General features: G+C 37.3%; 16 protein-coding genes. 6 read left to right on the top strand and 10 right to left on the bottom strand.

Annotated elements, in window-relative coordinates:
- Nucleotides 1-18: 18 nt before the first annotated feature.
- Nucleotides 19-672 (bottom strand): CoA transferase subunit B, encoded by a 654-nt coding sequence (locus BUC06_RS16125; protein ID WP_073335042.1) that lies wholly within the window; start codon nt 670-672, stop codon nt 19-21.
- A gap of 282 nt (nt 673-954) precedes the next feature.
- Between BUC06_RS16125 and BUC06_RS16130 the strand changes: the two genes are divergently transcribed.
- Complete coding sequence (locus tag BUC06_RS16130; protein WP_073335043.1) at nt 955-2,760, top strand: ABC transporter ATP-binding protein; 1,806 nt, start codon at nt 955-957, stop codon at nt 2,758-2,760.
- A gap of 176 nt (nt 2,761-2,936) precedes the next feature.
- Here the strand turns inward: BUC06_RS16130 and BUC06_RS16135 are convergent, their stop codons facing one another.
- On the bottom strand, nt 2,937-3,638 hold the full coding sequence (locus BUC06_RS16135; RefSeq protein WP_073335044.1) for a CoA transferase subunit A: 702 nt from the start codon (nt 3,636-3,638) through the stop codon (nt 2,937-2,939).
- Between the two features lie 273 nt (nt 3,639-3,911).
- Here BUC06_RS16135 and BUC06_RS16140 point away from each other — a divergent pair, with 273 nt between their 5' ends.
- Together BUC06_RS16140 and BUC06_RS16145 are read left to right on the top strand one after the other, a co-directional pair.
- On the top strand, nt 3,912-5,435 hold the full coding sequence (locus BUC06_RS16140; protein WP_073335045.1) for a hypothetical protein: 1,524 nt from the start codon (nt 3,912-3,914) through the stop codon (nt 5,433-5,435).
- Between the two features lie 149 nt (nt 5,436-5,584).
- Nucleotides 5,585-6,274, top strand: a complete 690-nt coding sequence (locus BUC06_RS16145; RefSeq protein WP_073335046.1) for a DUF3667 domain-containing protein — start codon at nt 5,585-5,587, stop codon at nt 6,272-6,274.
- A 99-nt stretch (nt 6,275-6,373) separates the two neighbouring features.
- Here the strand turns inward: BUC06_RS16145 and BUC06_RS16150 are convergent, their stop codons facing one another.
- Nucleotides 6,374-9,112: a fibronectin type III domain-containing protein gene (locus BUC06_RS16150; protein ID WP_073335047.1), complete on the bottom strand. Its 2,739-nt coding sequence runs from the start codon at nt 9,110-9,112 to the stop codon at nt 6,374-6,376.
- Nucleotides 9,113-9,403: 291 nt separating this feature from the next.
- Here BUC06_RS16150 and rplS point away from each other — a divergent pair, with 291 nt between their 5' ends.
- On the top strand, nt 9,404-9,760 hold the full coding sequence (gene rplS / locus BUC06_RS16155; protein ID WP_034704964.1) for a 50S ribosomal protein L19: 357 nt from the start codon (nt 9,404-9,406) through the stop codon (nt 9,758-9,760).
- 74 nt (nt 9,761-9,834) lie between these two features.
- On the opposite strand, the gene BUC06_RS16160 is transcribed toward rplS, so the two are convergent.
- From BUC06_RS16160 to rpsA, 5 genes are all read right to left on the bottom strand, one after another.
- Complete coding sequence (locus BUC06_RS16160) at nt 9,835-10,830, bottom strand: alpha/beta fold hydrolase (protein ID WP_073335048.1); 996 nt, start codon at nt 10,828-10,830, stop codon at nt 9,835-9,837.
- 80 nt (nt 10,831-10,910) lie between these two features.
- Nucleotides 10,911-11,891, bottom strand: a complete 981-nt coding sequence (locus BUC06_RS16165; protein WP_073335049.1) for an EamA family transporter — start codon at nt 11,889-11,891, stop codon at nt 10,911-10,913.
- Between the two features lie 127 nt (nt 11,892-12,018).
- Nucleotides 12,019-14,625 carry a T9SS-dependent M36 family metallopeptidase gene (locus BUC06_RS16170; protein WP_073335050.1) on the bottom strand — a complete coding sequence of 869 codons (2,607 nt, stop codon included), beginning with the start codon at nt 14,623-14,625 and terminating at the stop codon, nt 12,019-12,021.
- A 185-nt stretch (nt 14,626-14,810) separates the two neighbouring features.
- Nucleotides 14,811-16,238 (bottom strand): T9SS type A sorting domain-containing protein, encoded by a 1,428-nt coding sequence (locus BUC06_RS16175; protein WP_073335051.1) that lies wholly within the window; start codon nt 16,236-16,238, stop codon nt 14,811-14,813.
- Between the two features lie 242 nt (nt 16,239-16,480).
- Entirely contained in the window at nt 16,481-18,271 is a 1,791-nt protein-coding gene (rpsA, locus tag BUC06_RS16180) for a 30S ribosomal protein S1 (protein ID WP_073335052.1), read from the bottom strand.
- 451 nt (nt 18,272-18,722) lie between these two features.
- Here rpsA and BUC06_RS16185 point away from each other — a divergent pair, with 451 nt between their 5' ends.
- On the top strand, nt 18,723-20,030 hold the full coding sequence (locus BUC06_RS16185; protein WP_073335053.1) for a DEAD/DEAH box helicase: 1,308 nt from the start codon (nt 18,723-18,725) through the stop codon (nt 20,028-20,030).
- Nucleotides 20,031-20,169: 139 nt separating this feature from the next.
- Here BUC06_RS16185 and BUC06_RS16190 read toward each other — a convergent pair whose 3' ends face one another.
- Nucleotides 20,170-21,063: an SMP-30/gluconolactonase/LRE family protein gene (locus BUC06_RS16190; protein WP_073335054.1), complete on the bottom strand. Its 894-nt coding sequence runs from the start codon at nt 21,061-21,063 to the stop codon at nt 20,170-20,172.
- Between the two features lie 269 nt (nt 21,064-21,332).
- On the opposite strand from BUC06_RS16190, the gene ccoG reads away from it, so the two are divergent.
- The gene (gene ccoG / locus BUC06_RS16195) at nt 21,333-22,775 is read left to right on the top strand and encodes a cytochrome c oxidase accessory protein CcoG (RefSeq protein ID WP_073335055.1); all 1,443 of its coding nucleotides are present in this window, start codon (nt 21,333-21,335) and stop codon (nt 22,773-22,775) included.
- A 101-nt stretch (nt 22,776-22,876) separates the two neighbouring features.
- Here the strand turns inward: ccoG and BUC06_RS16200 are convergent, their stop codons facing one another.
- Nucleotides 22,877-23,758, bottom strand: a complete 882-nt coding sequence (locus BUC06_RS16200) for an AraC family transcriptional regulator (protein WP_073335056.1) — start codon at nt 23,756-23,758, stop codon at nt 22,877-22,879.
- Nucleotides 23,759-23,813 lie beyond the last annotated feature (55 nt).

Consider the following 23,813-nt stretch of genomic DNA (forward strand, 5'->3'; position numbering starts at 1 on the left):
GAAGCGTCTTCAATTATATTAAAATTGCATTTCAGGAATTTCACCATCGATGATGAGATCTGCTTCGGTTGATTTTACAATATGTTCTACTGAAACCCCCGGTGCTCTTTCTATTAGTTTAAATCCTTCAGGAGTTACATCTAACACTGCCAGTTCGGTCACTACTCTTTTCACGCAGTTAACCCCTGTAAGCGGAAGGCTGCATTTTTTCAGTATTTTGCTTTCTCCGGCTTTATTTACGTGCATCATGGCTACGATGATATTTTCAGCAGAAGCTACAAGGTCCATCGCCCCGCCCATTCCTTTGACCATTTTACCGGGAATTTTCCAGTTGGCAATATCTCCGTTTTCTGAAACTTCCATCGCTCCCAGAATGGTAAGATCTACTTTCTGACCGCGGATCATCCCAAAACTGAAGGCTGAGTCGAAAAATGACCCCCCAGGCAGAATAGTAATGGTCTGTTTTCCGGCATTGATGATATCGGCATCTTCCTCACCTTCGAAAGGGAAAGGTCCCATCCCGAGAACTCCGTTTTCACTCTGGAATTCTACGGAAATACCTTCTGGAACGTAGTTAGCGACCAAAGTTGGGATTCCGATTCCCAGGTTTACATAATAACGGTCTTTCAGTTCTTTTGAAATCCTTTTAGCAATTTGTTCTTTTGTAAGCATAATAAAAACTTAAACTGCAATTTAAATCTTTTCACTTGAATACAAAAGGCCTTTGTTACTGAAAATTATTAAGATTTCCCTGATTTCGGGACAATGTAATGATGTACCGAAGCAAAGCATACAGGAAGTATCTCTGACAAGGTTTAAGATCTTGCCAGGGATATCGTCTTTCGCTCGTTTCTATCAGCTTTTATCGTCATTATATTATTTTTTTTAACCAGAGCTCAGGTTAATACTGTAAGTCAAAATAATATCTCTAATTTTGCATCATTATTTATTAGAATGAAAATACTTTTAAGATACCTTAAGCCCTACCAATGGCTCATTGCTCTTTCTTTACTACTGGCAACCGTTAATCAGGTTTTTTCTTTATTTGCTCCGGCTATTACAGGGAATATTCTGGATCAGCTGGTTACGCATCCTAATTTTTTTGATAAGGAAAAACTTTTACCCCGAAATCTGAATGAATATTTATACGGAAGCGGAATTTATCACGGTGTTTTTTACTTTCTGGGATTACTTATCGGAACAGCAATGGTAAGCAGAATTGCCAAGGCTTTTCAGGATTATGCGGTAAGCGTTATCACACAAAAGTTTGGTGCAAAAATTTTCACAGACGGGTTAAAGCATTCAATGGCACTGCCTTATCAGGAATTTGAGGATCAGAGAAGTGGAGAAACTTTATCAATTTTAACAAAAGTGAGAGAAGATACTGTAAAATTCATCACCAGTTTCATTAATATTTTCTTCGGAATCCTGGTCAGTATTATTTTCGTGTCTGTATATGCCATTCGGTTGCATTGGTCAATCATGCCTGTCTATATCTGCGGAATTTTTCTTGTTGCCTTCATCACTAATTTATTAAGTAAAAGGATAAAAGGCATTCAGAAAAATATTGTTTCAGAAACGACGGCTTTAGCGGGAAGTACTACAGAAAGTTTAAGAAATATAGAAATTGTCAAAAGTTTGGGGTTAACGAATCAAGAGGTGATCCGTCTAAATAATAATACGTATAAGATTCTGGGGCTTGAACTGAGAAAAGTCAAAAGTATCCGTTCATTAAGCTTTATTCAGGGAACGATGGTCAATTTTCTTCAACAGACCATTACCATGACCTTGTTATTCCTGATTTTTAAAAATATTGTCACTCCGGGTCAGTATCTGTCTCTGATGTTTTATGGTTTCTTTATTTTCGGACCAATGCAGGAAATAGGAAACATTATTATTTCTTATCGCGAGGCTGAAGCTTCTCTTCAGAATTTCGATCAGTTAATGAAAAAAGAGGTGGAAGAAAAGCCTCTTCATCCCAAACAAATTGGGGCTATTGAAGAATTGGAGTTTAGACATGTTTCTTTTAAACACCAGTCTGCTCAATATAAAGCCCTGAATAATATCTCCTTTGATGTTAAAAACGGAGAAACCATTGCTTTTGTGGGACCAAGCGGATCGGGGAAAAGTACAATGGTTAAATTGCTGGTTGGGCTGTACAGACCTCAGGAAGGCAATGTTTTCTTCAATACCATTAATGGAAAAGAGTTTGATTTTGATGAACTGAGAAATCAAATTGGTTTTGTCACTCAGGATACCCAACTTTTTGCAGGAACTATTAAGGAAAATCTTCTTTTTGTGAATCCGGAGGCTACAGAATCGGATTTGGAAATTGCATTACAAAAATCGAGCTGTACTGCATTGTTACAAAGAGCTGAAAAAGGCATAGACACGGTGATTGGTGAGGGCGGACTGAAATTGAGTGGCGGAGAAAAACAAAGAATCGCCATCGCAAGAGCCCTTTTAAGAAAACCTCATTTATTGATTTTTGACGAAGCTACCTCAGCTTTGGACAGTATTACCGAGGAAGAAATCACGTCTACGATTAAAAATATTTCAAAAGAAAAGGAACAGATCACGGTTCTTATTGCGCATCGTCTCAGTACAATCATGCATGCAGACCGGATTTATGTGCTTGAACGCGGACAAGTAATAGAAATGGGATCTCACGATAATCTGATTGCTGAAAAAGGCTTGTACTACGCCATGTGGCGACAGCAGATCGGGGAAAGAAAAATGCTCATTTCACCGGAAGCATAATACAAATAAAGCGCTGAACTTTCGTTCAGCGCTTTTGTTTTTATTCAAATTTTAACCCTAAAACATTCAATTAAGAGTAAGGATCAAGCACACTTACCCTTGTTAGAAAATTTAAGATTTTCATTGGAGTAAACCTGATCAATTTCTTGTGAATTTTGTGGTTAAAAACAGGAATTTTATTCTTTTGTTCTCACTGTTCTCTGCTCAATTCTCTTTTCAAAATTCTCCCCCTGGAAAATTCTCTGGATCATGATTCCCGGAATATGGATTTCGTTAGGGTCTAATTCTCCCGGTTCTACGAGCTCTTCTACTTCAGCGATGGTAATTTTTGCAGCACCGGCCATTGGATGGTTGAAATTTCTTGCTGAACCTTTAAAAATAAGGTTTCCTACATGATCTCCTTTCCAGGCTTTTACAATAGAATAATCTGCTTTATAAGCATGTTCCAGAATATGAGGCTTTCCGTCAAAATCTTTCACTTCTTTCCCTTCTGCAATTTCAGTTCCGTAGCCTGCAGGTGTATAAAACGCAGGAATTCCAGCTTGTGCCGCTCTGCATTTTTCCGCTAAAGTTCCCTGTGGGGTAAGTTCCACTTCAAGTTCTCCTGACAACATCTGTCTTTCGAATTCTGCATTTTCTCCTACATACGAAGAGATCATTTTTTTGATCTGTCTTTTCTGAAGCAGTAATCCTAATCCGAAATCATCAACCCCTGCATTGTTTGAAATACACGTTACATCTTTCACATCGCTCTCTACCAAAGCATTGATTGAGTTTTCAGGAATACCGCACAGACCAAATCCGCCCAGCATTAAAGTCATTCCATCCTGAATTCCTTCGATGGCTTCCTTCGCATTTTTTACTCTTTTATCTATCATGAAATATTAGATTTTTCTGTCCGTTAAATTTAATAAATTTTATCAAATATCCTAAGAACGGAATTCGTCCTGTTTTCATAAGAACAATCAACAAGACAAATCATGAAAAATTCCGGGTTTTTACGGATCCAAAATACTGTCAACGCTTTCTATTTCTCAGTAAATTGATTTATATTTGATCCTGTAAAATCTGACTGTATTCTACGACCGTTTCTGTATTTCCAATCCTATTTTATATTTTTAATTACCGAATCATTTAAACTTTAATAAAACATGAAAAAATTATTTACGTCAGCCATTTTGGTCCTGATTCTCAGCATCAGTGTCGGTGCACAGGAAAAAGTCTATTTTGACGAAAACTGGGAAAAAACCACTCAGGATAAAATGGAATTCTACCGTGAAACAGAGAATAAAGGCAAACTCACTTTAATCAGAGATTTTTATAAAAACGGCAAACTTCAGATGGAGGGTCTCGCATCCAATACAATTCCTGGCAGCGAAGTCTATGAAGGTAAAGTGATCTGGTACAGTCCTGAAGGTAAAATCTTAAGCACCGCAACCTTTTCCGGAGGAAAGCAAATAGGACCGGCTCAGACGTTTGATGAGAAAGGAAGACCTGTGGAGGATCTTGTGTATAAAGCGGATGGTACCTTTAAGGGAAAAATGTACGTCTATAAAGATCCGGAGTTATCCTCTTTTTATAACAGCGTTACGATTTATGAGAATTCTGATACTTTCAAAACAATAGCTTATGATGAGGATATTAAAGGAATACGGTACGAGATCACGACAGACAGTAAAGGAAAGTATGAAACTAAATATTACGGCGATAAGGGAAAACATATTGGTACCAGCAATGCGAACAGTTCGGATGACAATCTGCTCGTTGAGTATTATTATCATCCGATGAGGGTATCCAAAATCGAGAAACAGAAAAGTGACGGAACAATAAAGGAGAGCATCATCTATTCAAAAAACGGTAAAATACTCCAGGAAGAAAAGAAAAACAAAAAAGACGGCTACAAGACAACCTATGATGAAACAGGTAAGAAAATAGGAAATTTAACCTATGTTTATGAGAAGGAATCCAACTATTACAAGCCTCAGGATGGTGAAGATTATCAGTTTAACTATGATCTTTCCGGCTACAGTGTGATTGACGTGTACAAAAACGGTTCGGTTGTACTGAATAAATATTTTGATGAAGACGGAAAACTATCTTCTGAAAAAGTATTAAAAGATGATATGATCCAAGAGGTCAAATATTATCATCCAGACGGAAGACTTAAAGGAGCCCTAACGTACAAAGATGATATGCCTTACACCGGAACTTTGTTTGAAGAACTTAATGAACAGCAGTATAAAGAGGGTATTTTAGTCCTTTCAAAATCTTTCAGAGAAGACGAAAAAATAAAATCCGAGAAAAAACTTAATGCCAAGCAGACGGGATATGATTCTACTGTTTATGATGAAAAAGGAGGAATTGCTTATACCTACACCCAACCTTTGGAAGAAGGAGAAGGTTTCACTGCGCAGATTGTACAGTATGTGAAAGGAAAGCCCGGGAATAAATCCGTTGTAAAAGAAGGAATCCTTCAGAGTGGAAAAATAAAGTATAAAACAGAATCAGGTTTAAAGGAAATGGAACGTAGCGGAAAATGGATTCTTTTAAAAGTGTATACTGCAGAAGGAAAGCTTATTCAGGATTCAAAAATTCTTGCAGATACCGAACCACAGGATCCTTATAATGCTTCGAGTACGACTTTACAGGAAGATGATCTTCTTTACGAGTTTTAAAAAATATATCACCTAAATATTAGCAGAAAATCGGTTGTTTGTCATGGCCGATTTTTGCTTTGTGACATTTTCAGTACCAAAAACTAAACAAAAGTGTAAAGCATATTTCAAATCATTTATCGTTTTTTGCATTTAAAACTTATACTACTATGAATGAAGAATTTTGCTCAAACTGTAAACAAAATATCAAACCTAAGCGGATCGACGGACATTATATCCTCCATGAAATTGAACATGTTTTACATTTCGACAGAGGTATTTTATATACCATAAGAGAATTGCTGATCAGACCTGGAGAAAACATCAGAAATTTTATCAGTGAGAACAGGAGCAGGCTTGTCAAGCCTGTACTATTTATTATTGTCACATCCCTTATTTATACGATTATCAGTCATTTTTTTCATATTGAAGAAGGTTATATAAAAATAGATGCTGCAAAAGGGATGCAGCTCAACACCATCAATCATTGGGTTCAAAGTCATTATGGGTATTCCAATATAATTATGGGCGGATTTATTGCTTTTTGGTTAAAAATATTTTTCAAAAAATATGATTACAATTTTTTTGAAATATTAATCCTCCTGTGTTTTATCCTGGGAATGGAAATGCTGATGTTTTCTGTTTTTGCCATTTTTGAAGGGGTAACGAAATATCCTTTAATGCAGATTGCTGCAGTGATTGTATTTGTTTATTTTTCCTGGGCGGTAGGACAATTCTTCGATAAGTCAAGGATCGCCAGTTATTTTAAAGCTCTTGTTTCCTATATATTGGGAATGATCACATTTGGAATTTCGATAGCAATTCTAGGAGCTATAATGGACTTAATCATCCAACATTAAAAAGTAAAAAGATGATCATTGCGATTTTACTTTTTCTGTCCTTTCAATAGAAAAAGCGGGAAGTAATTTTCCCGCTTTTCCAAATATGTTTTTACAATATTACTGTATTACCAGTTTTAAAGTAAATAATTTTCTTGTGTGAACTTTCACGAAGTATATGCCTTTCGGAAGGTTTTCATTGACCAGAGAAAAGCGTTGGTTGTTGATATTTTTTGATTCATACAACAACTGCCCTGATGCTGAAACGAGTTCTATTTTCTCAATCGGGTAATCACTCTTAATGAAGGTAGGTTCCCCCGGTTTTGTAGGATTCGGATATAAAACCACATTTTTTTCTGTACTCTTCACTTCATCCGTTCCCAGTGATCCTGAGGTCACCTGGAATTGTTTTCTGTTTGAAACTTCAGTGTAAGAGTCATTGGTAAACATCACCATATAGTAGTTCCCCGGAGTGGCGGGAAGCGCTGTTCCCTGGATTGTTTTTGTTCCCTGCGTAACTCCATCGAAATACGTATAAGAAACAAAATTATCATCAGGAGTCTGAATATTCTGAGGGTAAATTCCCAGCCAGTCTTTGATAATTCCAGGAGAATCCGTCCATGAAGCGGTAATATTTTCACCTAATGTATAGACCGGTTTGTTGATCCATAGGTCTGTTACAATATCCCCTACTTTAAAGAATACTTTATCTCCAATTCCTGTATACCCGTCTTCAAGCAGATACTGGGCATAATAATATCCTTTCGGAAGGCCTGTAAAATTCAGTGTTCCTGAAGGCGTTGTTACATAGCTCCATTGAATAGCCGTATTGGTTCCTGGAGTCTGTCCCATTTTATAAACCCCGATCCAGTCTTTCACCAGATTCGGTCCGTTGCTGTAATTGATGACTACTGTTCCTCCTACCGGATAAGTGTCTGCGGTAGCCTGCAGCTGTACTTTCGGGCCTACATAGAAGTTTTTTCTACCCGTAATTTCAGTATACCCATTATTCGCGAAGAAACCTGCAAAATACTGGCCTTTACTGGCCAGGCCATTGGTGAAAACGGCTGTTCCTGCAGATTGTCCATTCGTATAAATAAATCCCTGGGAAGTCGTTGTAGCAGGGGTCTGTCCTTTTTTATAGATTCCTACCCAATCCTGCTGATTTCCGGGACCTCCGGTATAAGTGGCCGTGATGGGTTCAGCTTGTGTGTATTCTGTTTTATCTAATGTAAATGTGGGGTTTGAAACTACACTTCCGGTCACCTCAAACTGTTTTACCTCGCTCCAGTCACTCCATTCCAGGTTTCTGTCTCTGTAGCGGACTTTTACATAATAATTTCCGTTTGAAATAGAGTTTGCCGCAATGGTAGCCTTGGTAATATCAATTCCTGCATTTAAGTTTTTCGTATGATCCGGAGTTCCGTTTCCGTCTTTTCCGAACCAGTTTTCATAATCACGGTAGAATTCTTTTTCAATGACTGAAAAATTAGCTGCTTTACTGATCTGAAACTGGGTGGTGTTCAGGAGCTCTCCGTTGGATGATGCAAAAGCACTTCCGTTCAGGGTTAAAGGTAATGTTACCGGAGCTGAAAAAGTATTGGCAATACTAGGTTTTGAGGGTTTTGGCTGATTTTTATACCTATGGAATGTATCTACCAGCTCATTGTATTTTCTATTATAGACTCCTCCTATCGAATAGCATTCTATATCTACCTTTCCGGTCTGTACATCGACTTCCACGATCTGGTAAGTCCAGTCTGTAAGGGTTTTCTGTACATCATCAAAATCCTTTTCGTTAGACATTCCCCAATACTGGTCCCATGCCGTTCCTCCGGAAATAATCTGGTAATTCGGGGTTTCTTTCAACTGGCCTCTGTGATACAGGTGATGGTGAGCTCCAACGTGCATTAAATATTTATTGGAAGTCGTCAGCAACGGCACTGCATTGTTTCTTACCCAAGTCGAAATATCGCCTACATACTGCTCTGCCTGATACGGTCTGTGGCTTAAAGAAATGATCCAGTCTACAGTAGGATCTCCGTTGGCTTCGTTCAGGATCTGAGAAAGCCAGGTCTGTTGTGCAGTACCGGTATGTTCAGAACTTAAGCTTACAAACAAAACGTTTCCTGCTTGCTGTGCATAATAGTTTTCATTTCCTGATGCTATGTTTTTGTATTTAATTTCATCAATATAGAAATGGGCATAGTAGGAATTCATTCCAAGAGTTCCGTAGGTCTCATGGTTTCCTACCGTTGTCTGAATAGGAAGATAAGGGGATAATTTGATGTTCTTTTTAAAATGGACGTTCTCATAATGATCGAGCGTACCGACATCCACCTGATCTCCAACCATAAAAGTAAGGGCAATATTATCTGAAGGATCTGAGCCGGCTCCAAACTTTTGCTTTAATTTTTTAAAAGCATTCAAAGTAAGGGAATCATACCTGGGTTCTGCCTTGATCTGGTTGTCTCCCATGATCAGGAAACGTATTTTTCCATCTGCAGTAGCAGGTTGTCCCGGCAGAGGAAGTGTTCTGAAGTTATAAATTGATGACTCTGTGGTCCCGGTCTTTATCTTATAATAGTATTTGGTGTTTGGCTGCAGTCCTGCCACTTTTGCTGTATGATAGTAATAGTTGTTATTATAACCGGTATCGGAAAAAATATTGGTTGTTCCGGTCACCGTTACATTCAGACTGGTTGGAGATGTTCCGTAGATAACGGTTGTTTCATTGTCTGAAGCTGTTTTCCAGTTGACAATCATCGAGTTCGGCGTCGGATTCTGCAGGTAGGGAAACAAGGCCTGCCCGAATGCCATCTGGACGGCAAAACAGAAAAAGAAGAAATAATGTTTCATAATAGTTTACTTTTGTATAGATTTATTTTGATTTGTAAATCAGGCTATTAAAAAAGAAATAGGCTGATTTTTTAATTTCGGGCAAAAGTAGACTTCGTATATAAACTGTGCCTGTCGGGAATTTAAAGGAACTGTTAACTTTAAGCCGGATTCGGGGTAAAAAAATTATAGTTTTTAGTACAGTAATTATTTGGTGGAATTAAAAAGTATTTTGTATCTTTGCGACCTGTTATTCAACCTCTGACGAAGAACGTGTAAGTTGCTTAGCTTTAACATTTTATTTTATTAAAAATGGATTTATTAAAGTACGTACAAGATCAGTACATTACTAAAAAAGATTTCCCTGAATTCAAAGCAGGAGACACAATTACTGTGTATTACGAAATTAAAGAAGGACAAAAGACAAGAACTCAGTTCTTCAAAGGTACCGTTATCCAATTGAGAGGTACTGGAGCTACCAAAACATTTACTATCAGAAAAATGAGTGGTGATGTAGGTGTAGAAAGAGTATTCCCTATCAACATGCCTGCACTTCAGAAAATTGAAGTTGACAGAAGAGGTAGAGTTAGAAGATCTAGAATTTATTACTTCAGAGACCTTAGAGGTAAAAAAGCTAGAATCAAGGATGCTGCTTACAAGAAAAAGTAATTCAGACAACAATACATACAAAAAGAGACTATCTAATTCAGGTAGTCTCTTTTTATTTTGATAAAATGACGGTATTACTTAATAAAATCATACAGCGTACTAAAAAACTTTGGATACACCTCTATATGGGGAAGATGCCCTACATTTTCAAGTTCCACTAATTTTGAACCTGCAATTTCACGTTGCGTTTTTTTACCCAATTCCTGATACTGCCCCATCTTAGGCTGAAGCGCTCTGGGCGCTCTGTCTTTTCCTATTGCTGTTCTGTCTCTTGTTCCGATGATAAGCAATGTGGGTGTTTTTATATTTTTAAATTCATAACAGACAGGCTGGTTATAGATCATATCTGAAGTGAGGGCGGCATCCCATGCTACCTGAGGATATTCTTTATGTAAAGTCCATCCGGCAATAAGGTCAAGCCAGGGCTGATATTCAGCTTTCCATTTGTTGTCATAATAGAATTTCATCTGATAATTTTTATAGGTTTCAGCCGTATTTTTGAGTTCCGACTGATAGGCCTGATCTATAGTTTGATAGCCCGCAAAAGCTTTATAATCTTCCAGACCTATAGGATTTTCAAGAATAAGTTTCTGTACTTTTTCGGGAAACAGGAGGGTAAATCTTGTTGCCACCATTCCGCCCATAGAATGCCCGAGAACTATTGTTTTTTCTATTTGCAACTGATCCAATATAGCTTTTGTATTTTCAGCCAGCTGGGAAAAAGAAAACTGATAGCTTTGAGGTTTTGAAGATTTTCCAAATCCTATCTGATCAGGAATAATGACTCTGAATCCTTTTGCCGAAAGGTCTTTTGCCGTTTTTTCCCAATAAGCCCCGTTAAAATTCTTCCCGTGGAGAAGCATAATTGTTTTTCCATTGGGCTTTTGGGGTTGCACATCCATATAAGCCATCTTCAGATTGTTATTTTGAGACTTAAGATCAATAAAATGCACTTCGTAAGGATACTGATAGTTGGACAGCATGGCATCCAATGGCTTTATCTGTGAAAATACGAACCCCGGGGCAGCTGACAGCATGCTCACGACAATTGCCTTTCTGAAATATTTCATGTGAAACTTTATTTAAAGACTAAAATTAAAAAAACCGATCCAAAAGGAACGGTTTTTACTATTATTTTATGGATTATTTTTTAAGCAGCTTCTACTACTTTCAATTCTTTTTTTGAAGGCAGATTCATCAGAACAATAGCAAAAAGGATAAGAATAATTCCTCCCCACTGGATGAGCAGTACTTTTTCCCCTAATAAAACGAAAGCCATCGTTACTGAAACCGGAAGTTCCAATGATGAAACAATACTTCCCAAACCCAGTCCCGCATTCGGGAAACCGATATTGAATAGGATCGGAGGAACAATGGTTCCAAACAAAGCTAATACAAATCCATAGGTCCAGAATATGGAATAGTTAAAGGAATGAATGTGCTCTGTATTTTCTGTAAAATTAAGGTATAATGATTTTAAACTGTCAAAATACATAGGCCCGATCTGAGCAAAAAACAAAAATGCAAAGACCACGACTGATCCACCACAAAGCATGACAATACTTTTCCTGAATACCGGAAGATGAGTAGCCAACGTATTGGAGGTAAACATGGTCATGGTATATGAAGCGGCAGCCATCAGGCCCCAAAAAATTCCGTGCCAGTCTAATTCTATATCCATATTGATGAGATTGGTAGCCAATACAGTACCTACCAATACAATAATCACAGAAACCACTTTTCTGGCATTTGGTAATTTCTTTGCTATAAAACTTTCGACCACTACACTAAACCAGACAGACTGCATCAGCAGAACAATGGCAATAGAAACATTGATATACTGAACTGCAATATAATAAAAGAGACTGGTACAGCCTAAAGAGGTTCCTGCGATCATCAGCATCTTCACTTCTTTGGAACTCGGTGATGAAAGTTTCTGTTTTGATGTGATCGTCTGAATAAAATTCAGGATCAGAAGTCCCACAATGCCCAGTAAAAACTGAGAAGTAGTAACTTCTGAGGTGGTATAACCATCATGATAAGCCATTTTTACAAATGTAGCCAGCATTCCGTATATACTGGCCCCGATCCCTACGAATAACACTCCCTTGAGTATATTTTTCTTCTTCATAATTTTTTTTACAGCCCGCAAAGTTACGACATAATAATGGAAATACCCGGAGACGTCAATATGATAGATAAATAAAATCGCCGCAAGCTTGCTTGCGGCGATTCTCAAAAATTGTTGATGTCAATAATTATTTCTTAACGATTACTTTAGATGAAGCTTCGAAACCAAGGCCTTTTATTTTTACCATATAGGTTCCGTTCACTAAGTTATTTGTAGAAACAGCTTTCTTCTCTGCAGGAGAAATTTTATCTTCTGAAGAAACGAGCTTTCCTGACATATCATAGATTTCAAGGCTTACCTTTCCTATGGTACTGCTTGGGAAGTTGATATAGAACTCATCTCTAGCAGGATTCGGATAGATAGAAATACTATTTTTAGCCGTTTTTACTTCTTCTGTTGATAATGCAGAGCATCCTTCAGGAAGGGTAAAGCTTTCTGTCTGGTCATTGATGTTCGTCATCGATCCTGCAGTAGCACCTGATCCCAAACCTCTTTTAGCAAAAACTCTCCAGATCATACATTTATCTACTCCTCCCGTTGTTGCCAATTCTGCCTGAAGTATTGCATTTCTTCCATCAATGAAAGTTGGATTACAAGTCTGCAGTTTTAATGCGTCTGTTACCAGCTGAAGCACTCTTGCGCTTCCACTATTCGCATTAGCAGTTACATCAGATGCATAGCCATATTTTTCAACATATTTCCAGTTCAGATCCCAAAGCATTGTTGCCCATACAAATCCGATAGAGTGAACATCCGGGACCAAAACTCCATTCTGATTGGTGTACTCCATTCCATTGGTTCTTCCATAGGTATAGTTGTTCACAGCAAAATCAGGTGAATATTTGGCAGGTCTGATTCCAAGGGCTGTAGTTGTCTGTCCGCTAGCATATGTCCCAATTCCTCTGGCTACCGTCGCATTATCTCCAGGCCTGTTGGTCAGCATTAATGCAAAGAAATCAGACCATCCTTCGCCCATCTGTTCTTTATCTGCATTTGAATTTAAGCAGTTATAACCAGTTCCTGTCATTCTGTTGGAGATTCCGTGACCATATTCGTGTGCAACAATTCCGTTATCGAAACTTCCGTCATATTTTGTATCAGCTCTCAGGTCTACATTTACCGTGGTAGCTGCAGCCAGTTTTGTTTTAATAAATTCTCCTTCAGCATTGGTAATCAATATTGAAGGTATTGTTATTGTAGCATCAGTACCTCCCATATTTCCAATGGTAGCGCCATTGGCTGTATTATTATAAATGATTGCACCAATAGCTCCTGCATTCTGTGCATTTTTCACTTTCACCGTAAAACCACAATTGGTTCCGCCCCCTCTTTCGATCAGTCCTATTTTGCCTGCCATTTCACCTGCCGGTAAGGCTGTACATCCGTCAATAATACTTGCCAGCTTTACATCTCCTGTTATTCCAACATCATTTAAGGCAGGTCCAAACTGAGCAACCCCTGCATTTACAACACGGCCAACTGCATCAGATGGAGCTTTATAAAATAATTTACGATTTGAACCTAACCACAGATACATTTGCATAACCGGGTTATAATTGTCCTGATAAGATGCAAAATTGGCATTATTAAAACCTCCTCCATCTTGTGACTGTGCAAAAACCTCATCATCATCCAGACCACCGTTTCCAAAATTATTGCTCTGGAAGTTTCTGGCTGATTCTGTAAATCCGAATTTATAGAAAACATCATGCATCATATTATTTATATAAAATAAATTCGTCGTAGCTGCAGATAAGTTATTGTAGGTTAAAGCATTCGGGTCATAAGGAAAATTGAAATTTCTGGCTGCTCCTCCATCCGGAGAGATCCCAAAAGTTAGCTCATTGGCATCTTTATCCTCATAAGCATATACGTTGTTTCCTCGTGTGATAGTATAATGTGTTGTGACATTGGAGTGCCAACCTTCCGGAGAGGAGGAAAGAATCCAAGGATTATTTACAATAGCTCTGGATCCAAAGGTAGGTGCTTCTACCGGTAAAGGAAAAACGTTGTAAGATGCATTGTCTGGTGCTAAAGTAACCAAATTGCCAGTATTCATACGATAAGCACTTTCAGCCTGAGGTAATGAAGCCATTGTATTTTCGTCATGAGCATACGCTTCATCGTGGAAATTACATGAAAGGTTTAAATTAAGCTTACTTAGAATCTTCCCTGTATTCGCATCGACCAGGATATTCCAGTGATTTGTTGTTTTAGGCTCGTGTAATAAGAATTCATATGCCAATCTCAGGTTTTGACTTTCATCCGTAGTATATACCAGTCTCTGTTTAGCAACAGTTAATTTATTAGATCCTTTTTCAAAAAAAGCAAGAATCGGAAGATCAGAAATAGCATCAGTTCCTAAATCAGCAGCTATTTTCTGCAACGCTGACTCTTTTGTTATTCCTACAGTATTGGAAGTTGACCCTTTATAGTCCTTGAGAAAGTTATCTGAATAATACGTAATTTTACTATCCTGAATCAAGGCCGTTCCTGCAGAACCATAAACAGGCAGTCCATTATAAGTCTGCTGAAACTTTACAACATTTCCGTTCATTGATTTTGAAGCATCAATATTATCAATGACGAAATTGGTAAGATCATTCTTCTTATATTCTCTTGTCTTGTTTTGAGTAATATAATCTTTAACTAGCTTCTCGTTATCTTGTGCAAATAAACTAGAAGGAAACACTGCGAATGCAGCAAATAAAAGAGGTAGAGTTATCTTTTTCATTTTTACTAATAAAGGCGCTAATGTACAAATAATTCACAATTAATTCGTTTTTTCGGTAAATTATTTAGAAAAATAAAATAATTACACAAAAGAAATCTCATTACTGGGATTTTTATCATTTATGCAAACAGGCCTTACCACATCGTCTCATAAAAAAAGCTGCCTTAAAAGACAGCTTAACCTTTCTATTTTTTGATGATCTTTTCTGAATAGATTTCGTTTTTATTATTTATAACATTAACAATATAAACACCTTCTTTTCGGGAACTGATATCGATGTCTATTTCTTTTTCATTACGCAGTATTTTATTGTACACTGCATTTCCACTCAAGTCTCTGATTTCCAATCTTGCTGATTCAAGTTTATTTTTCAAAATAACTTTAAACAGTCCGGTAGTAGGATTGGGTGTCAGTTTGAAGATCTTTTCTCCTGCCAATGGCTTCGCAGCTCTCGGCACAGGAGGACATTTCATCGTGATATCGTAATCAAAATAAGGATAGTTATTCCAGCTGTACGCAATCTTATATGACCCGTTTTGAAGATACACCATACTCAATCTGAACTTCTGCTCGCCTGTTGCTCCATTATTTACCGGATAATTAAAATCAGACGGCTGAAAATAATAATTGAAAAAATTACCGGCTCCAAAGGAAGGATTAAATGTTACTGGAAACACGTTTCCATCCTCTACACTTACTATCTCCAGTTTAAAATTCACCAAAGTAGCTCCGGCAGGAAGGTTGTAATACCCACCAATACCAGATGTACTCTCTATACATTCTCCCGGTTCATATCTGAAATTCACAGTCGCTAAGCTACCTGGGTCACAGATATTGGTTGCCAACTCCTTCCAGTAATCTACTTCAGTATGCCCTACAGAAAAGCCATTGGGTCTGTTATAATAGAGTCTTGACAAAGCTCCGTTATCAGGATCTGCAATATTGGTTTCCAATGGTCCACTATATAAGCCTCCTGCACTGGAAATAGATGCAGCCGCCTGTAATGCCTGAGTATCTGTATTGGCATGAATCATTGTAAACTGTGTCTGATAGTCAACTTTAAACTTCACCACATCCTCAAATGCCAAAGGGCTATTTAAGCCAGTATTATTATAATTGACAAGATATGAATCGTGAGGGGTTCCTGAATTCCTTTCTGCATCAGTAAATACGACAATCTTTAGAGGCTGACTAAGATTTAAGGTATTCTGACTGCTTACAATATCAGGCGTAAAAGCTCCGTTGAAAGCAGTTCCAATCAGATCCAAGGATTCATTAAAATAATCCCCAAAATCCAGACGTCTTTTAAAGTTTTGTGCGGTGAAACCATCATTGGTAAAATCACTTTCAATGTAAATCAAGGCTTTATTTGCTCCGGCGGGATCTCCGTATATTCCTGCCCCGTATTGTACAACAGCCACTCTGTTTCTGGGATTACAGGCTAAAAGTTGCTCTATCAGTTTAACTGCGCCGCGTTTCATGTGAGCGTAGCTATCATTAGTCGTAGATCCTCCATTATCGAGCATAATAATATAATCTGAGGATTGCTGGGCATTAAAATTATTCCATGACATGATAAATGCCACGACGAAAAATAAGAATGTTTTTTTCATGGTTATTATTTAAATTTAGTTGGCTAAAAATAATATTTTTTCTCTATTTGATGAAATAATTTAAGAATAATCAAGTAAATTAAAACAATTCACAATAAAACTATATGAGAAATAAAAACATTAACAAACGAAGTAAACTCAACCCACATACCATCAGAGGATTACGCTCAAAATCCCCTTTTTCCCAGAAACAAAAAAAGCCGCTCTTCCGAGCGGCTTCCTATATTCAAATGGGTTAAAGATTATTTACCTTCTTCCATTTTTCTTTTCAATTCTGCTAATGCATCGATATCTCCAAGAGTTGATCTTTCTTCGTTGTTTGAAGAAGAAGATACGTTTCTAGAAGAAGAGTCTTTCATATTTTTCTTTTCTTCGTCTCTGAAGATTCCAGTATGAGAAACTACTACTCTCTTGAATTCCTTGTTGAATTCGATTACTTTGAACTGAGCATCTTCCCCTTTCTTGATTTTAGATCCATCTTCTTTCTCTAATAATCTTGATGGGCAGAAAGCTTCTACTTCAACGTCTTCAAACTGTACAGAAGCTCCTTTATCGTGAACTTCTACAGCTTTACCAGCGTGGATTGTACCTTCAGCATATTTAGTTTCGAATTTATCCCAAGGGTTTTCAGTTAATTGCTTGTGACCTAAAGATAATCTTCTAGCCTGAATATCTAATTCAAGAACAATAACATCTAATTTATCACCTACTGCACAGAATTCAGATGGGTGCTTGATTTTCTTAGTCCAAGAAAGATCAGAGATGTAGATCAAACCGTCGATACCTTCTTCTAACTCTACGAATACACCAAAGTTAGTGAAGTTTCTTACCGTTCCTACATGCTGAGATCCTACAGGATACTTAGCTTCAATATTTTCCCATGGATCTTTAGATAATTGTTTCATACCTAAAGAGATTTTTCTGTCTTCTCTGTCTAAAGTAAGTACTTCAGCTTCAACTTCATCCCCTACTTTCACGAAATCACCTGCAGATCTTAAGTGAGTAGACCAAGACATTTCAGAAACGTGGATTAATCCTTCTACCCCTGGAGCGATTTCTACGAATGCACCATAGTCAGCAAGAACTACTACTTTTCCTTTTACTTTATCTCCAACTTTCATGTCAGCAGAAAGAGCATCCCAAGGATGAGCTTCTAATTGCTTCATACCTAACTGGATTCTTGTTTTCTCGTCATCAAAATCAAGGATAACAACTTTTACAGTCTGTCCGTCCTCAAGGATTTCAGATGGGTGGTTCACTCTAGACCAAGAAAGGTCTGTAATGTGGATCAATCCATCAACACCTCCTAAATCAATGAATACCCCGTAAGAAGTAATATTCTTAACAGTACCTTCAAGAACCTGACCTTTTTCAAGCTGAGCGATGATTTCTTTTTTCTGACCTTCGATATCTGCTTCGATCAATGCTTTGTGAGATACTACTACGTTTTTGAACTCAGGGTTGATTTTCACAACTTTGAACTCCATAGTTTTACCTACGAACTGATCGTAATCTTTAATTGGCTTAACGTCAATTTGAGAACCTGGTAAGAATGCTTCGATTCCGTGAACGTCAACGATCATACCACCTTTAGTTCTAGACTTAACAAAACCGTTAACGATTTCTCCAGTTTCGTGAAGTTCGTTTACTCTATCCCAAGCTTTAAGCGTTCTAGCTTTTCTGTGAGATAACTGTAATTGTCCGGTTTTGTCTTCTCTTCTGTCTACCATTACTTCCACATCATCACCTACTTTCAGGCCTGGGTTGTAACGGAATTCGTTAAGAGAAATAACACCTTCTGATTTGAAGTCGATGTCAACGATAGCTTCTTTATCAGTTAATCTTACAACTTTACCAGTGATAACGTCGTTATCATTTAAACTGCTAAGAGATCCGTTGTAAATTTCTTCTAAATCGCTTTTTTCTTTTCTTGCGTCTGCATCAAGACCTGATTCGAAAGAATCCCAATCAAATTGTTCTGGTGCTACGTTTTGGTTTAATAAAACCTCTGCTGAATTTGTCTCTTTTGACATTTTCTAATAAAATTTGTATTCCTTCTTTTTTAATGGTCTGAATGAATGTGGATCTAAAAAATACGGAAGTAATTAATTTTTAATAATTTACCTTATCAAACCTTTCACACAAAAGTGGGTGCAAAGATATGAAATTTATTTAAAACAAACAACAGCTTTACTTGTCAAATACACTTCAGTAAACAACTGATTTTCAGTGTCAATTATTAAAAAGATCAAATGGTAAAATTATCAAAACAAAATCGGTCTCGTGAACTTCGTTCGTAAACCTTCAGTTTATGCTCAGCATGACCTTTCTAATACTCCGTTCATCGTTCTTCTCATAAAATCATTTTGAACACAACTATCATATTAATAAAGAGCAAATAAAATCTAAGTTCCCAATCCTCATCCCTTATTTTCTGCCACCTGTCATCTACAACCTGCCACCTAAATTTACTACCTTTGCAAAATGGAATTAGAATCAATTTATCAAAAACTGCAGATTCAGGATATGAATCAGATGCAGAAATCTACATATAAAACTACGGAGAACAATACCGATGTTGTTTTGCTGTCTCCTACGGGTTCAGGGAAGACCCTTGCTTTTTTATTTCCGGTTCTTAGAAATCTGAAAAAAGAGAGTTCAGGAATTCAGGCACTTATTTTAGTTCCTGCAAGAGAGTTGGCATTACAGATTGAGCAGGTTTTCAAATCTATGGGGACAGATTTTAAAGTTTCTGTTTGTTATGGCGGACATGATAAAAAAATTGAAGTCAATAATTTAATTGAGGCTCCAGCGGTTTTGATCGGAACTCCCGGAAGAGTTGCCTATCATTTAAGAAATGACAATTTTGATCCTAAAACGATCAAGACTTTAGTTTTAGATGAATTTGATAAAGCTTTGGAATTAGGTTTTCATGAAGATATGGAATTCATTACCGGTTCTTTAAGAGGTCTGTCCCAAAGGATTCTGACTTCTGCAACTGCTATGGACGAAATTCCTACGTTCACAGGATTGAAAAATGAGAAGATCATTGATTTCTTAAAGTTAGGAGACGCAAAACCGGATATTCAATTGCGAAAAGTAATGACGATTTCTGAAGAAAAATTAGATACTTTGTTTCATTTGATCTGTAAAATAGGAAATAAAAGAACACTGATTTTCTGTAACCACCGTGAAGCGGTAGACCGTATTTCTGACCTTCTGGCTGACAAAGGAATCGACAGAGAAACTTTCCATGGGGGAATGGAACAGGACGAAAGAGAGCGTGCCTTACTGAAATTCAGAAATGACTCTGCAAGAATTTTGATTACTACCGATCTGGCTTCACGTGGACTTGACGTTCCTGAAGTGGAATCTATCGTCCATTATCAACTTCCCTCAAAAGAAGATGCCTTTATTCACAGAAATGGCCGTACAGCAAGAATGAATGCAAAAGGTTTCGCCTACCTGATCATGACTGAAGACGAAAATTTTCCATTCATTAAAAGCAATACACCGGAAGAAAGTGTTGCTGATTTTAATACAGTTCCTGAGAAAACACCTTTCCAGACCATCTATATCAGTGCGGGAAAAAAGGATAAAGTCAATAAAGTGGATATTGTAGGCTACCTTATCAAAAAAGGAGAATTACAAAAAGAAGATATCGGAATTATTGAAGTGAAAGATACTACTTCATACGTTGCGGTTTCCAGAAATAAAGTGAGTTTTGTTTTGAAGAAATTAAGCACTGAAAAACTGAAAGGTAAAAAAGTAAAAATGGAAGTTGCCTATTAATAATAAGCAAACCGTTAAAAATACAAATAAGCCCAAAGCGGGCTTATTTTTTTATATCAAACATATACGTCATCTATTAAAATTCTGAAATAAAGCCATGATCAAATAGTGATTCAATTCAATCATGATTTCAGCAACCCTATTTCACTCCTCTTACTTTGGTTCGTAACATATAAACAGATTTTGAGGCTGTAATGAATAATACATCATTATTTTCACCTCCAAAAGTCACATTGGAGGTCCATTCTTCCTCTATCGGAATATGATACATCTTTTTTCCTTTACGATTGAAAATATGCACACCCTTGCCTGTTAAATAAAGGTTTCCGTGTTTATCCAGAGTCATACCGTCTGAACCCATTTCACAGAACAGTCTTCTTTCAGAAAGTTTTCCTTCGCCAAGGATATCGTATACGTAGGTTTTTCCTGCATCAATATCTGAAATATAGAGTTTCTTAAATATTTCACTTCCTACTATGCCGTTCGGCTGTGTAAAGGTTTCCAGTCTAACAGTCTTTCCTTCTTTGGTTCTGTAATAAAGGCCTTTATGGGCAATTTCCTGTTTAAAATCTACCCAATAATCTCTTTCATACAAAGGATCTGTAAAATACATTCCACCGGATGAATCATTCCATACATCATTGGGCCCGTTGAGTCTTTTTCCTTCAAAACCTTTCAGAATAACTTCTATTTTTTTATCTTTTGAAATTTTCCAGATCTCGCCCTGATCATCGGAGCAGGTAATCAGATTTCCATCTTTATCGAAGTGGGTACCGTTTGCCCTGCCTGTTTTTCCTAAAAACTCTATCACCTTATTGGTTTTCCAGTCCCAGTAGTAGATCTTGTCGTTAGGCTGGTCAGTAAAATAAACATTCCCTTGTTTATCCGAAGACGGTCCTTCTGTAAAAGTGAATCGGTCCGAAATCTTCTTCGGCTGTGCATCTTCATAAAACATTTTGTTGTAATTTACTGATTGACAGTTTAGCAATGCGAAAACCAAACCAACCATGCTTATTCTGCATATATTTTTCATTCTTCACCTTTTAATGATGGCAAGTTACAACATCACCTCTAAGAATCAAATATATTTTCTCACTTTGATGTATTAAAAGCAAAAACAACCAATGTCTCAATTGTCCTATTTTTGAAGCAGATGGTATTAGTTAAAAAACGGTTTTATCCTGACCTTTGCCATGGTAAGATCAATACTCCTTTTTCCTTTTTAAAACTGACTGAAAAAACAGTTTGATCCGCCCTCAAATATCACCTTAATACTTTTTTTAACTTAACAAAAGTACCGCAATGAGTGCAGAATCCGGCAGCAGCAAATTTGTAGAAATAGAAAACGACACGTTTAGGAATTCAGTGGGAACAATGGATGAAACGGGGAAAAGAAAATGGGTCTTTCCCCGAAAACCTAAAGGAAAATATACCAACTACAGGAATTACGCGAGTTATCTTATGCTGGCTATATTTTTCGGACTGCCATTTGTAAAGATCAACGGTAATCCGTTTCTGCTAATTAATGTGATCGACAGGAGATTCTTTATTCTCGGACAACCTTTTTATCTTCAGGATTTCTTTATCCTGGCGCTGGGAGCAGTAACCTCTGTAATCTTTGTGATGCTGTTCACGGTAGTTTTCGGAAGAATATTCTGCGGATGGCTTTGTCCGCAAACGCTTTTTATGGAAATGGTATTCCGAAAAATTGAATACTGGATTGAAGGTGACCGGAATAAACAAATGAAACTGGACAGACAGGAATGGGATGCCGAAAAAATCAGAAAAAGGTTATTAAAATGGTCTGCCTTTGCATTCATTTCATTAACGATTGCCCATTTCATGTTCATGTACATTGTTGGTTACAAGGAAGTATTCCGGATCATGGCTGAAGGTCCTGAACATCATTCCATGAAATTTCTAGTCATGATATTTTTCACGATGACCTTCTACTTTGTTTTTGCATGGCTCCGCGAACAGGTCTGCACATTGGTGTGTCCATATGGAAGACTTCAGGGAGTACTGATTGATAAACAGACCATTAATGTATATTATGATTTCAAAAGAGGAGAAGGCCGCTCAAAATGGAGAAATAATGAAGACCGTAAAGCAGCAGGAAAAGGAGACTGCATCGACTGTCATCAGTGTGTTGTAGTCTGCCCTACCGGTATTGATATCAGAAACGGACAGCAGCTGGAATGTGTCAACTGTACAGCCTGTATTGATGCCTGTGATGAGGTAATGGAAAAAGTGGGACTTCCAAAAGGATTGGTGCGCTATGCTACGGAAGCCGAAATTGAAAATCAGGAAACTTTCAAATTTACCTCCAGAATGAAAGCTACCACTGTATTTCTTGCTTTACTGATCGGATTTTTAGGATTCTTAATGTATGACCGCGGATCTATGGAAGCAAAATTTATCAAACCAGCAGGCTCTACCTTTTTTGTCAAAGACGGTAAGATAACGAATACTTTTATTTATACCCTTTTAAACAAATCCAACGAGAAAAAGATATTGACCATTAAAGTAATGACACCAACCAATGCAGAAATCACGTATTTTGGTTCAGAGAAAATCATATTAAAAGGTGATGAAATTCTGAAAGGAAATATCAATATCAGCTTCCCTGAAGAAGATATTAAGTTTTCGAAGCAAAATATGGTGATTGGCGTTTTTGATGAGAAGGGTGAAATGCTGGACTCGTTTGACACCACATTTGAAGGACCGTTTAAACTGACGCTGTAGGCAAGAGACAAGATTTGGAGATGTCAGATTTGAGACATGAGATAAGAGACTCCGGTAACTTCCATCTTCAGCCTTTCCTCTCCCATCTTTTTTAAATAATTTTAAACCTTGTATTTTCTCATAAACTGAGTAGGAGTCATTCCGGAACTTTTCCGGAATACTCTTACAAAGTAGGAATATTCTTCGTATCCAAGTCTGAAAGCAATCTCCACGAGACTTTCATCCAGATACATCAGCATTCTTTTAGCTTCCAGCACTACTCTTTCGGTAATGACATCGGTCGCTGTTTTTTGAACAACTGTCTGAGCGATTCTGTTCAGATGCTTTGGAGTAATACCGAGTAAAGACGCATAATAAGAAATGGATTTTTGCTCATTAAAATATTGTTCTATAAGGTTTTCAAACTCCTGATAATGTTTAAAATAAGAGAGACTCGCAGAGGAAGAACGTAGATCAATATCTTTTGAAAACAGTCTGGTAGCATTAATGAAAATCTGAGACATAAAAGAAAGGATCAGTCCTTCTTTCATCGCATTCTGAGACTGATGTTCTTTTCCCAATTCCTGAAATATCGTGTTGTTTTTTTCCAGCTCATCAGCATCAAGCTGCAATTTTCTGGGAAAAGAGACTGAACCGAAAAAAGGAAAATTCCGCAGTTTCTGGCTCACATAATGCATCTCATAAAACTCCTGTGAGCAGAAAAAAATATACCCGTCAATATCGTCAGAAAGTTCCCAGCTATGAATCTGCCCCGGAGACAGAAAGAAAAGACTTCCCTTAGAAACATCATATTTCTGAAAATCTATTTCATGAGTTCCTTTTCCTTTTGTAAAAAGAACAGCTGCATAGAAATCATGCCGGTGTGGCTTTTCAATATGCCGGTGTCCTACAACAAGATGTTCTTTCATATTATTGAAATAAAAATCTGAGGTATTCCTGCCGGACTGGAAAAGCTCAATATGAAGGACAGAGATAGAATTCATTACTGATAATAAAACAGATCTTAGTTAATGTATAAAAGTACTGTAAAAAGAATCA

The organism is Chryseobacterium carnipullorum (assembly GCF_900142785.1).
Classification (GTDB): domain Bacteria; phylum Bacteroidota; class Bacteroidia; order Flavobacteriales; family Weeksellaceae; genus Chryseobacterium; species Chryseobacterium carnipullorum.